At 43.2% G+C, this 13,537-nt stretch carries 8 protein-coding genes; 4 read left to right on the forward strand and 4 right to left on the reverse strand.

All coding sequences use genetic code 11. The annotated features are described in order from the left end of the window. Nucleotides 1-119: 119 nt before the first annotated feature. Nucleotides 120-1,520, reverse strand: a complete 1,401-nt coding sequence (locus HMPREF9625_RS03315) for a rhamnulokinase (RefSeq protein ID WP_009535588.1) — start codon at nucleotides 1,518-1,520, stop codon at nucleotides 120-122. Between the two features lie 283 nt (nucleotides 1,521-1,803). Between HMPREF9625_RS03315 and HMPREF9625_RS03320 the strand changes: the two genes are divergently transcribed. The 4 genes from HMPREF9625_RS03320 to HMPREF9625_RS03335 all read left to right on the forward strand — a co-directional run bounded on the left by HMPREF9625_RS03320 (nucleotide 1,804) and on the right by HMPREF9625_RS03335 (nucleotide 8,694). Then, nucleotides 1,804-2,559 (forward strand): DeoR/GlpR family DNA-binding transcription regulator, encoded by a 756-nt coding sequence (locus tag HMPREF9625_RS03320; protein WP_009535589.1) that lies wholly within the window; start codon nucleotides 1,804-1,806, stop codon nucleotides 2,557-2,559. Between the two features lie 175 nt (nucleotides 2,560-2,734). After that, entirely contained in the window at nucleotides 2,735-5,092 is a 2,358-nt protein-coding gene (locus HMPREF9625_RS03325) for a hypothetical protein (RefSeq protein ID WP_009535590.1), read from the forward strand. A gap of 270 nt (nucleotides 5,093-5,362) precedes the next feature. Beyond that, entirely contained in the window at nucleotides 5,363-6,316 is a 954-nt protein-coding gene (locus HMPREF9625_RS03330; protein WP_009535591.1) for an EamA family transporter, read from the forward strand. A gap of 83 nt (nucleotides 6,317-6,399) precedes the next feature. Further along, a complete protein-coding gene (locus tag HMPREF9625_RS03335) occupies nucleotides 6,400-8,694 on the forward strand; it encodes a hypothetical protein (RefSeq protein WP_009535592.1) in 2,295 nt (764 codons plus the stop codon). Between the two features lie 145 nt (nucleotides 8,695-8,839). Here HMPREF9625_RS03335 and HMPREF9625_RS03340 read toward each other — a convergent pair whose 3' ends face one another. The 3 genes from HMPREF9625_RS03340 to HMPREF9625_RS03350 all read right to left on the reverse strand — a co-directional run bounded on the left by HMPREF9625_RS03340 (nucleotide 8,840) and on the right by HMPREF9625_RS03350 (nucleotide 13,533). Continuing rightward, a complete protein-coding gene (locus HMPREF9625_RS03340; protein ID WP_009535593.1) occupies nucleotides 8,840-10,504 on the reverse strand; it encodes a M3 family oligoendopeptidase in 1,665 nt (554 codons plus the stop codon). A 41-nt stretch (nucleotides 10,505-10,545) separates the two neighbouring features. Next, nucleotides 10,546-10,896: a type II toxin-antitoxin system HicB family antitoxin gene (locus tag HMPREF9625_RS03345; RefSeq protein ID WP_036596619.1), complete on the reverse strand. Its 351-nt coding sequence runs from the start codon at nucleotides 10,894-10,896 to the stop codon at nucleotides 10,546-10,548. 249 nt (nucleotides 10,897-11,145) lie between these two features. Beyond that, a complete protein-coding gene (locus HMPREF9625_RS03350) occupies nucleotides 11,146-13,533 on the reverse strand; it encodes a glycosyltransferase family 2 protein (RefSeq protein ID WP_009535595.1) in 2,388 nt (795 codons plus the stop codon). Nucleotides 13,534-13,537 lie beyond the last annotated feature (4 nt).

Here is a 13,537-nt window from a genome sequence, read left to right on the forward strand (position 1 = left end):
ATATATTATTTTGATTTTCAAGCGAATGCGCTTGGAAATTGTTAGGTAAAACAGCTTTTCCTTTCCGGAAAGCCCTCTATGTATTATGGAAGATTTTCCTGTATAGAACACTTCCGTCTTCAGGAATAGTCCTTTACTTCCGAAGCTGCATAAATCAGCTTTCTTCCCTCTCCTATACTCCCCACTTCCTTTTCCTGAAGAAGCAAGAGGAGAATGTTTCCGAATGCGGAGCTCTCATAGGGTCCTGCCTTAACCTTGACCTTCAGCTTCTTCGCAATCTTTTTAGCAAGAACTTCCGACCTCGCGCCTCCGCCAATCATATGGAGCTTTGTGAAGTTTCTCCCGAGGATATGTTCAATATCCTCTTTTACCTCTCTGTATTTTTCCACCATACTGTCATAAATCAGAGTAAAGTAAGAAAAATCTTCCTTCGGAACAGTTCCACCATGAGAAAGGAGAAAAGCATCGATTTCTTTTTTAACCGCTATCCCTTCTCTTCCGAAAACCTCCGCATCCATATCGAGGAGTGCTTTAGACTCTGCCTCTTTCTTTACGAAGTCAGTGATTTCCTGAAAGGGAATCTTTCTCCCGAGTCTCTCCTCCAGCTCTGCCTTGTACTTTTCTAACAAGTAGAGGCCGGTGATGTTTTTAAAGAAAAGCGTCTCGGACTTGTAGCTCAGTTCATTTGTAAGGTTCTTCTCATAGACTTCTCTACTCACCTTCGCGTCCTCTACCGAGGTACCAATCAAAGACCAAGTACCGCAGCTTAGGAAGAGAGAATCTTTTTCCTGCTCAACCATCAAAAGTGCGCTTGCCGTATCATGTCCTAAAACCGGAATAACGTCGATAGATAAGGATCTCAAGCTCTCCAGCTTGGAATTCTTCGTGTTCCCCTTGCGTTCTCCTGCCCGCACAATTTCAGGAACTAATTCTCTCTTTAGCTTGAGCTTCTCAAAAAGCTGCTCTGAGACCTGCTTTTTCGATAAGTCATACAGCCCTGTCGTGGACCAAATGCTCTCTTCTCCGATTTTTTCTCCGGTTAAGAGGTAAAAAAGAAGATCCGGCATCATCAAGATCTTATCTGCCTTATCGTAAATTTCCCCATCGAATTTCTTTAAGCTAAGAAGCTGATAGACCGTGTTAATGGTCATAATCTGATTCCCGCTGTTTTGAAAAAGCTCGAACTCATCCAGTAAAGCCCTTGCCTCTTCTCTTCCTTCAGCAAACTTCTCATCCCTGTAGGAATGAGGTGCCTCAAGGAGATTTCCTTCTTTATCGATTAAACCGAAATCCACACCCCAGGTATCGATTCCTATGGCAGAAACGTCCGGATTTTCCAAAATTGTTTCTTCAATCTTCTTTGCGATAGCGTCAAAGTCCCAATACAGCCTTCCTTCTTTATTCTGAATTTTATGGGACATCCTCATGACTTCTTTTGTGCAGAATTGCCCATTCTCCACGTAGCCAACTATCCCTCTTATGGATGTTGCACCCATATCAAAAGCGAGAACCTTCTTCATAATGCATATCTCCAACCTTTTTTTCTAAGCAGAATATAGCATATTAAACAAAGTAATTATATCTTTGAACATATTATTGAAAATATTTCCGTTTTCTGTGCTATACTGTTCAAGTCTGAACATTTTTGTCCAAAAATGCCAACCTGTACCTTTCTAAAGAAACTCTCTAAAACGAACTATTGCGTTCTTGACATAGGACACGCATTAAGGGAGAAAAGTGTACAGTTTTTGCAAATCGTGCATTTTGGATGGCATAACCTTCTTAAAATAAAGGAGCGATAAGATGGATATTCACGAGAGGAAACGGGAAATTGTAGAACATCTGAATCAGCATAACGGTATCGCAAGCATGAACTATCTATGTAAAAGACTCTATGCTTCCCGCTCTACTATAAGAAGGGATTTACTTTCCTTGGAGGAGGACGGCATCCTCAAAAGATCTCACGGCTATGTTTCTCTCATTGTAAAATCCGCGAAAGAAAGTCCAATTGGCATGCGACAAATCGAAAATCAGGACAAAAAGCAAAGTATTGCCAAAAAGACGGATTCCCTGATCAAAGACGGTATGGTCATCTTCCTGGATTCTTCATCCACAGTTTGCCAGCTGGCGCCCATTTTAAAGACAAAGCATAATATCACGATAATCACGAACGGCATCAATATCGCCAACGAGCTTTCCCATGCCCAAAACCTGACTTGTTTTCTTTGTCCCGGAGTATTAAAGCACCAAAGCCTCTCTATCGTCGGGGAATTCACCTCCGAGTTTATCAAAAACTTTCATGCGGAACTTGCCATTCTTTCCTGTAAAGCAATTCGGGAAAATGGTGTCTTTGAAGGAGACGATTCTCAGGGGCTTGTCAAAAAGTCAATGATGGAAAATGCAGATAAAACCATACTCCTCTGTGATACCACAAAGGAAAATGCAGTCGGATTCTTTAAGACTTCGGATTTCGAGAAACTATCTTGCCTTATTTCCGATGCTCCATTTTCCCCCTCGTTGCAAAAAATCCTGAAGGAGAAAACCCCTACGCTATATTGACGATGTAGTACAATATGAATAGTATTGTGCTATATAATTACTATGCTTTAAGTTGAGGGGAAACGATATGATTCTTTTCCAAATACTTGTCAATGTAGAATCTTGCATGCTATAGTATGCAAGATTTTTATTAAATTTAAAAATAATTTAATATTTTTAAACAAGGAGAGTATTTATGAAAAGGAAACGTTTGATTCCCCTTATTATGACAGCCGCATTAACTTGCTCTGTCTGGGCTTATACTGCTCCCACCTGGGGAGAGCCGATGAGCGGCATGGAAGCTAGCTCTTCCGAAAGTGGCGACTTCTCTGCCATAGAGAATGAGGGCGAAAACGAAAACTTCAGAACCACAGAGGGTGACGGAGTGGGTGAAAACATTCTTACCACTGAGGAGGAAGAAGAAAACGTAGGATTATTTCTTATGGAAGATAGAGGAGCTGAAGACGACTCTATTTCAATTCCTGTAAGCAGCAGCAATATAGAGGAAGAACCGTCGGGATACCCTGACTTTAGCATTACCAATAAAGCACAATTTTTACGGCAATTTAAACGCGTTTTAAAAACGGTTGAAGTTCCGGATTACCTTGATTTTACCATGTATTATTCTGATAAGAATCCGTTTAATCCGGCAGTGGGATTACCCGAAGGTAATCCCAGCATCCTGTTAATCGCGAATGCCATTAAAGACGCAGGCATCGCAAATGATCTCGTGGATGATCCCGCTGATCTTATTAATTATATTCAAGGATCTTTAATTGATGTTGGCATGGGGATGTCGGAACCAACAATCTACTTTACCGTGTTTGAAGACGGTGAAAAATTTGCCTATTCCATTTTCCCTAAATATAAGGATGATGGTTCTACAGATTATTATTTGATTCCTGTAAAAGGGCGTGAACTGGACAACTTTCACTTTTCCGTTATAGGCCATATGGATAGTTTCAATCTGCCAAGAGATAAAGAAATTTGCAAAGGCAATATGCAAACCATTATTCGCTTTATTAAGGAAAATTATCCCGGAATCGCAGATGTTCGCTTTACAAATCGTCGTATACAATACGATGTAATAAATGGAGTCAAAGAATATTACTATCCCGTAGAATATACGGATACGGACGGCAACAAAAAACAGAATAAAGTTTACGTAGGGGATCATAGGAACTTTATCCGTAGAAGCGATGCTACCCGTTCAATGATTGAAGCCGCCCTCAAGTTAGAATTTCCGGAGGGACGCTTTAAGGATAGTCAACGTCTTACGAATGAAGAAGTTACTCTGTTGGAGAAGAAATTTGATCGTATAAAGAACAATGCCCTTACCAGAGTTCTCTCCGTCAAGGTGAATCCCGAATTGGTTCCTTACGAGGTGCCATATCCCTATTCCGACCTATATACCGATGAAGAGTTGGATAGAGAATACGGAATAGAACTCGAAGTCACAACAGAAGATACGAAAGTTCAAGATGCTCCAAAATTTTATACTATAACTCTTCCTATTTACTATTCCAGGGAATTAAAGCTTATCTCCTTATTTCCTGTAGATAAGGACGATTTGAGAAAGTATGCACTCTCTAAAGACAAAGAATACATTTACATTCCAAGTGAAAATGATTCGAATGCCATTACTTTAGAATCCTATCTAAAAAGTAAGTTGAATGATGGAGAGCTGCTTGGGAATCCGGATATCGTGGACGTGAATAAGGTATACTACAAAAAAGAAATCCACTACCCGGTTTTAGCTGAGGATGGAAGCCTTATCCGTACTCTAAAAATTAACTTGAAGGATAACGGATTCCTCGGATTAAGAGATGATTATGCGAAACCCTTCTACTTAAAGGGGCATGATATTCAATCCAATCAATTAATGGATGAACCAAAAGAAGAGTTAGAAAAGCTGTTCCGAGAACGTTATGGGGAAGCTTTCCAGTCTATTGAAAGTATAGCTGATACCACTGTTTGGGGCAGGGCTGTTATTACACTGAATCTCCATGACGGTACCCAAAAAGAAGTACATGTCGAGATTTTAAGAAACGCAGGTTGCGAAGACACAAGACCCGGACATAAAGAGCCCGTATACAACTTAAGCTATAATTATTCCTGCTTTAACGGTTGTAAGGGAACAGACGAACCGACAGAACCTGAAAAACCCGTAAATCCGGAAGAACCTGCACAGCCGGAAAATCCTGCTACTCCCAGCAATCAGGGAAGAGGAAATAGTGGCGGCTCAGGCAGTAACGGGGGCTCTCGTACACCGGCTTCGGGAGAGGATAAAACTCCTGTCGTTCTTTCTGAAAATAGGGAAAACACTCCATCTTCCGTAAATCCGGAGGTTTTAGGAGAGGCCAGAGAGATGCGCTCCGAAGAAACAAAACCGATTCTGGAAGTTCTCGGTGCCGAAAGAAAAGGAAGGGGTCATGTTAAGACAATGGATGAGACTCATGCATTCCCACTCTACTTCTCCGCTTTAAGCGCAATCGCTTTAGCCTTTTGGGCTTTACAGGACAAGAAAAAAAGTAAAACAGGAAATACTCTTTAGAACAAATGCTCGGCCTAAAACGACCGAGCATTTTTATGGCTTAATTTTCTTTCCCCAATATCTCGCTTGTCAAATATAAATAATTTTGCTATATTATGCGTGATTTTTTATGGAACGTTTAATTTTGTATTAATTTTTCGGTCTTTTTTGAAAGTCTTACAATTGTTTTTACTTTGCAAGACAGTTCACATTCCGAATGCTTTATCTTATCGTGCACTATAGAGAATCAATTTGTTGCAATTCTATTCATGATTATCAGAAAGGGTTATTATGTGGTTTATTCTTTCCTTGGTTGCTGTCTTTTTCTGGTCCGGTTCCGACTTTTTTTCTAAGCTCGGTTCTCCGCAGAAAGATAAAAACAGCCATCTAAAGATGATTGTTGCTGTAGGACTCGTGATGGGCTCTCATGCAACATATCAAGTTCTTGTAAATGGAGTAACGTTTAATCTCCAGACGGTTTTAGTTTATCTTCCCGTATCTTTCCTCTATATCTTCTCGATGCTCCTGGGCTACATCGGACTTCGCTATATAGAGCTTTCCATCACCTCTCCGATTTGTAATACATCCGGAGCGGTAGCGGCATTTTTGTCTTTTCTTTTCTTAAAGCAAACGCTCAGCTTTCCGCAACTTATTGCCACCGTTCTGGTCATTGTTGCGATTGTTCTTCTTTCTTATTTTCAAAAGCAGAAGGAAGAAGCGGAGCTGAAGGAATCCGGGGAAGAACCCGGCATGAAGCATATGAACAGCTTCCTGGCTATCTTCTTCTCTATCGCCTACTGCATCATTGACGGTCTTGGAACCTTTATGGATGCGGTGGTTTTGTCTCCGATATCGGATAATCCTGCAGAAAGAACCCTTATGGATTCTATCTTCGTGCATCGTCTTTCCGAAGATTCCGCAAATGTGGCCTATGAATATACCTTCCTCGTAGTCGGAATCATCACACTGCTCTATCTTATCTTCGTGAAGAAGACAAAGTTTTTCCCGAGTTATGACGGAGCAAAGCTTCTCGGTGCCATGAGTGAGACCGCAGGACAGGCGGCGTACATCATAGCCCTTGCCGCAAACGCCGTAGCTTCCGCACCCCTCATTTCCAGTTACTGTATCTTCTCCGCTCTCTGGGCACACATCTTCTTAAAGGAAAGACTCTCAAGAAAGCAGTACTTTGCCGTTGTACTCGCGGTAATCGGCATCGTGATCATGGGATTCTTCGGGGGTGACTAAATATAGAACTCTTCATACAAAATGCTTTCCACTTCGAAAGCATTTTTGTATGCAAAAAAATAGAGTAATAAAGGAGAAAATCTATGAAAAGGAAAAAAATTATCCCGTTGCTTCTGGCGCTCTCTTTAAGCAGCTCTGTCTTTAGCTTCGGTCCGACTTGGGGAGAACCCGCGAACGAATCCTGGAATTCCGTCCTCACCGGGGAGGACGGAGAAGAAGCCGAATCTTCCGTAACAAGTGGCAGCAATATGGATTTTACACACTATAGTCCTTTAGAGGTGAGGGCATCCGACAGCGATCTTCCGGGAGGAGAGGAATTTGAAGACCCTTACGCTTTTGAACAGCGGAATACAAAAGAGGCATTCTATCGCTATTTTGACGATATACTGGATCCTATCCCGGTTTCCATAAATCTGGATAAAGATAAGTACTATGAAGAAAAAGACGGAAAAGCTTATTACTTGGACCTCTCCGGCAATGCAAACAGCAATCCGATTCTCGCAAAACTTGCCAAGACGATTCGGGAGAAGATTGATCCTTCTCCTTCTTTGGATGACGATATGGCTTTAGGCGGTCTTTTACCCCCTGACGGCGTTATGGCTGGCGGAAGTCCTTTTGCTATCCGCTTTAAAAAGTTCGAAAGCGGAGAAAAGCTTGCCTACCTGGTTTGGCAAGGATTCGACGAGGTTACCGGAAAGCCGAAAAAATATCTCATTCCCTTAAAGGGCACCAACTCGGAAACCTTTAACTTCATAGTAAGCGGAAATGTAAATCAATTTAATCTTCCGAAAAATAAGGAAATCTGTGATCATAACATGGGAGAAATCATCAGCTTCCTGAAAGAGAATTATCCGGAAATAAAGAAGATTCATTTTACAGATAGAAATATTCGGTCTGAAGGAGAAGGCAAGGAAAAGCAGTACTACTACAGCGTAGAGTATACGGATGAAAGCGGAAACACTAAGCATGCAAGAGTGAATGTCGGGAGTCTGCAAAGTCTTGGAGAGATTCCCGAAGAATTGGTAAACTTCCTTAGTAAGAATCTCTCGTTTCCTTTTGATGAAGGGCGATTCGAAAATAATCCATCTTTTACAGAAGAAGAACTAGCTGAAAAGAATACTCTTACAGAGGCGGAAATAAAGGAGATTAAAGGGAAGTTCAGCCGCATTATTAATAATGCCCTGACCGGCGTGCTTTCAGTTGAGGTAGATCCGGAAATTGCACGAAATGTGGACGTGCGCATGGTTGATTTTACTCATGGAGAGACACCCGATTACGGTATTCAGCTCACTGTAAAAACGGAAAAAAGCGGAGATGTGGAAGTCACTCTTCCCATCACCTATAGCGCTGCATTAAACGTAAGCTCCGTCTTTCCTCTGGAAAATGCAGACTTGGAAAACCTAGAGCTTTCTCAAGATAAAAACTACGTTTATAAAAATCGCGGAACAGGAAACTCCGGACAATCCCTGAAAGATTACTTAAAAAGTTCTTTAAAAGAAGGGGAAAAGCTCGGTGCACCCGTATTACAAAATAAGACCTTACCGCTTGGGGCATATCTTGTAAAATACAATAAGGAAATCCTTTATCCTGTCTACAAGGACGGCGAGTTTGTGCGAAACTTAAGGCTGAATCTGAACGATGCCATGTCGGAAGAAAACGCTTATCACAACTATATTTTTGCCAAAAACATGCGTTATGACGGGAATAAAACGGAAGACGGCTATCCCGTGATTCTGATTACCAAGGAAGATAAAAAAGATATCGAAAAAGTCCTCCGCACAGAATTAGGTAAGGATCTGGCCTCTGTAGAATTCCCTAATGCAGACAAAGTCTCCCAGACTACCTTCGGCTCGCATTTTGTAAAGACGACGCTTCATTTTAAAGACGGAAGCAGTAAAGAACTCCCGGTTTATCTCACAGGCAAATTGGAGAGCCTCCCTTCTTTCGGAGAGCAGCCTCTCTATAAATTAGACAGTGACAGAATATGCGGCGGAGAAATTATACGACCGGAAGATCCGAAAACTCCCGAAAATCCGACAGAACCGGTGAATCCTACGACCCCTGTTAATCCGGTGAATCCCGGCAATGGAAATGGTAACGGAAACGGGGGCGGAAACAGCGGTGGCGGTTCTCGTACACCGATTGTCGAGGAAAGCCAAACTCCTGCGGTACTTTCCGCAAGTCGAGAAGCAGTTTCTTCTAACGGGGAAGTTTTAGGGGAAGAGAGACCGACCCCCACTGTTCTCGGCGTAGAAAGAAAAGGAAGAGGATTTGTCAAAACCGAAGACCGGAGTAATCCGTTCAGCTTTACTCTTTTCGGAATAAGCGTCATCGGACTGGCCTTTTGGGCTTTACAGGAGAAAAAGAAAAGAACGTAAACATTCATAGAGAATACATTTTTATAGACGAAAAGCCTTCAAGCTTTTCTATAAAAAAAGGGCTGTGAAAAATCAAGTAATAAAGTGATTTTTTACAGCCCCTTTTATTCTTAACGAGTATTTCGCAGAGCGTGCGATATGGAATTTAGTCCTTGAGCCCTTCCACAAGTTTCTTTAGGCTTCCTTCCTCAAAGGGACTCATAAGTCCTGCCTTCTTCTCGAGTTCGGTAAAGAAAAGGGAGGCGGAAAGATGAGAAAACTCCATATAGCTCTTCCACGCTTCTTTGAAATCCCGCTTCATGAAAGCCTTGTACTGCAGGGCATTTACCGCAGCAAGACAGTAATCAATATAGTAATAGGGGTTTTCATAGATATGGCTCTGCTTCTGCCAAAGTCTTCCCTCATTTAAGAAAGGATTGTTCTTATAATCAAGATGCGGTCTGTACTCCTTCTCAAGCTTCTTCCAAAGCTCATTTCGCTCTTCCGGAGTCATTTCCGGATTCTTGTACACAATATTTTGGAATTCATCGACCATGGTACCGTAGGGAATAAACATCAGCGTATCTTCAAAATGCATTTCCCTGTAGTCCTCCGCCCTTTCTCCAAAGAACAGCTCCATCCAAGGCTCCGTGAAAAATTCCATGGACATCGAATGGGTTTCCGCCGTTTCGGAAGTTAAGTCATTATGCTCCCGAATAGGAAGATGCGCAGTCAAATAGCCCTGAAAGGCATGTCCACACTCATGGGTAATCACATCGATATCTCCTGCAGTTCCGTTAAAGTTTGCAAAAACAAGAGGCATCTTGTAGTTCGGAAGCATATCCATATAGCCGCCGGTACTCTTATTTTTCCTGCCAAGGACATCAAAAAGCTCCATTTCCCTCATTTTCCGCATGAAAGTAGAGGTCTCAGGAGAAAGCTCATCGTACATCTTCTCTCCTGCTGCCATGATTTCTTCCGGAGTTCCTTTTGGCGCAGGATTTCCCTCCGGGAAGAAAACATCTTCATCATAATAATAGAGATGGTCAATTCCCAGTCTCTTTCTTCGCTTTTCATGCAGCTTTTCCACAAAAGGTACAAGGTCACGCTTCACCTGATTTCGGAAGCTTTCAATCTCCTTCTCGCCGTAACAGTTACGATTCATTCTGGCATAGCCGAGTTCAGTAAAGTCGGGATAGCCGAGCAGACGCCCCTGTTCGGTACGATTCTTTACCAACTCATCATAGAGGGAATTCAGTTCCTCCTTATGCTCCTCAAAAAAAGCACTGTACTTCTCCCAGGCTCTTTCGCGGACAGAACGGTCCACGCTTGTCATATAGGGGCGCATAAGAGAAAGGTTTAATTCCTCTCCCTCCCATTCAATCGTTGCCGTACCGAGAAGCTTTCCATAGGCGGTAGTGAGCTCATTTTCCTTTTGCATAAGGGGAATCAGTTTCTCATCCATCCCCTTTATAGCAAGTTCAATGTTCTTAAAGGCAACATGCCCGATTTTCTCTTCCATTTCTTTTTTGAAGGGAGAGTGATAGAGCTTCTTCTGGTAATCCACCATCGCATTCCAAAAGCCCGGCATCTTTTCATCATAGTAGTCCTTCTCCTTTTCATAGAACTCATCGGTCATATCGATATTGTTCCGAAAATTCGCAAGCACCATCGCCGTCATCACATCGTCCTGCATCTTGTAATACTTTTTATGAATGGAAAAGACCTCCTCTACGGACTCTGCCTTGTCCAAGGCCTTCGTTAAATCCGAAAGCTCCTTTTCCATTTTTGTAAAATCCACCCTCTCATAAGGGAATTCGCTCAGTTTCATGATTTATTTTCCTTTCCTTCTATATCCACTCATCTTTTGTACTAGGCGTCATTTTTAGAAAGCAGATATACACAATACTGGTTCATGCTAATTCCTTCCCTTTCTGAATGCACCGCTAAGGATCGATGCAAGCTCCGGGGAATCCTCAACTTAAACTGTCCGGAATAGTCTTCCAGACTATCCGGCTCATGAATCTTCACACCTTCTTCCAAAGCTGCTGCAAGCCATTCTTTTTTTGCATCCATCGCATTCGCTACTGCACTTTCTACTGTCTCACCACAGCTAATACAACCAGATAAATCCGGAAAAGAAACAACGAATCCACCTTCATCCTTATCTTCTACAATTTCCATACGATAAGACATTGCCAAATAATCATTCAGCGTCTTCATCATTTTTCGCCTCACTTTCTACAATCTGCCGCACCATTTCTACATATTTTTGATTGGCTCATGCTTTGGAATCGCAAAAAATACCATTATACAGATGCTTAGGCCATCCCCTCTTACGAAAAGCGTATGGAGACGTCGGTACTTGCAGAAAACAAGCACAGCGAAGTTTTCTGCTTAGTATCCGCTACGTCGGAATCGAGCGAGAGCGTCTTTTTGAAAGAGGGGATGGCCTAAGCACCGTATCCTCATCTACACGATATCCTTCAAAATCTCCAACGGAAACGGCTCTCCCACCTTCTCTACGGAAAGGTCTCTTAGCGTAAAGTTTGACTTCCTAAGGGTCAGTGCCGGGTTATAGTAGGGATCTCCCTTTCTCAAAATCTCCGGCCAATGCTTTGCGAGGCAGACAATCTCTCCGTTGAAACGCTTTACCTTCTCCGGATTGTCCTCCAGCCCTCTGGACTTGGACTCGTAATGGGTGAAAAGGGCATAAGGAGTGTAAACCACCCGCTTCCCAAGGGCACGAATCTTCAAGCAAAAATCCACATCATTAAAAGCTACGGCAAGCTCTTCTCGGAAACCGCCCACCTGATCAAAGAGGGATTTCTTGGTCATTAAAACGGCGGCAGTGACAGCAGTATAGTTTTGAATGCAGGCTGCCCTATGCATGTAGCTGTTTTCCGTTTCGTGGGTACCGATAAAGGTGGCTCCTGCAATGCCGCCAAAGCCCATCACCACACCTGCGTGCTGAATCATCTTATCCGGATAGAGAAGCCTTGCACCGCAGATTCCGATTTCCTCCTGCTGCACAAACTGAAGCATTTCCTCCAGGGAATCCGCCTTTAAGCACTCAATGTCATTGTTCATAAAGAGCAGGTACTCTCCGTGGGAAAATCCCACTCCGAAGTTGTTGATCGCGGAGTAGTTGAACTCTCTTTCCCAGCGCACCACCCTTACCGCCTTGGTATGAAACTCTCCGTACCTTGCCGGGAATTCCTCCTGAATCTTTTCATAGTAGGAAAATGTCTTTTCCTCCACGGAATTGTTCTCCACCACAATCACTTCCAGATAGGGATAGCTTCCGGCAAAGAGAGAGCGAATGGCCAGATCCAAATCCTCGCTATGGTCTTTACTCGGGATAATCACGGAAATAAGAGGAAGCTCCCCATCCTTTTTCTCCAAGGCATAGTGGCAATGATAATAGCCGTAGGTAATGCCTCTCTCCACCTTTTCAATGGGAAGTCCCAAGCGCTTTGCATGGTCGAAAACCGCCCGCTCTCCGGCAGTAAAGGCATAGAGCTTTGCCTCCGGATTCTGGGCAGTGGAGAGCTGATGAGAGCGCCAATGATAGAGTACCTTCCTGATATGAACAATAGTAGAAGAAGTAAAGAGCGCCTCTTCCTGTTCCTTTCGTTCTTCCTCACTGAAACCTACAACCCTTTCCCTTCTTTCCGCCTCTTCACAAAGTCGCAAAATCAGGTCATAGTCCTGCGCACCGTCATATTCCTTCTGCTCGTAAATCTTCTCTCCCTCTTCTCCCTCTTTCGCTACCGCCTCCAGCAAAGAACGCTTCGCAATCAGAAGATGGCAGAAATAATTTACACTACGAAGAAGCTCCGGGCTGTAATCCGGCTTAAAGTGGGGCTCAAAGTAATAGGCGGAAGCAAAGTCAATCTTATCCTCATCACTATAGAGAAGCTCCGCCTTGGGATGCTCCTTGATGGTTTTCGCAATGGTATATAAGGCATCTTCCGTCAGCTCATCATCATGGTCGGAGAAAATGATGAAATCTCCCTTGGCCATGGCAATGGCGGCATTGGTATTTCCGGAAATCCCCAGGTTCTTAGGAAGGGCGGTAAAACGCACTCTGCTGTCCTTCTCCTGATATTCCTTTAAGACCGCAATGGGGGACTTTTCTCCATTTTCCAAAGAATCCTCGGAAAGCTCGGAAGCATCCGCAAGGCAAATTTCAAAATGCGGGTAGGTCTGGGATAAAATGCTGTCTAAGAGTCTTCGTAAAAAAGCCTCCTTGGGACGGTACACCGGAATCACAATGGAAAAAAGCAGGGGATTCTCCCAAACTTCCGCCCTTTGCCGAGAAAGCTCTTCCACTCCGATCTTCTCTTTTTTGTACCACTCGTTATAGTCGTAGTCCTCTTCAATACTCTTTAGCTTTCGCACACTCTTATGCCAAAGAGCGGAAAGACCGCCCTTTTTCAGGGTGTCCTTTACCGCTTCCACGGTTTCCCATTGGAAGAGGGCCAGAAATTTCTCCATCTTCTTGTGGGAATGAGAGTTAAAGGACTCGATTTTTTTATCATCAAAACTAAAACGACGAAGCTGCTGATCCACCTCCAGCAAAAGCTCCACCCTTTCGCCCTTTCCCAGTTCGTAAGGGGTGTCCAAAGAAAAGCCCAACTTCCTCTTGATTTTCTTCCCGTTTTCCTCCTCGTACTTTGGAAAATAGGCTTCATTTACGGTTTCCCGCTCTACTTCCTCATAGGAAAATTCTCTCTTTTCCCCTGCCTTTCCTTGAACGGATATCTCTACGGGAGTCTCCGGATCTCTTCCAAAAGCCCAGCCTTGTATATGTAATTTCCCTTCCCTGACTAGGGCGATATCAATCTTTGCTCTCATTTTC

This window comes from Oribacterium parvum ACB1, assembly GCF_000238055.2.
Lineage (GTDB): Bacteria > Bacillota > Clostridia > Lachnospirales > Lachnospiraceae > Oribacterium > Oribacterium parvum.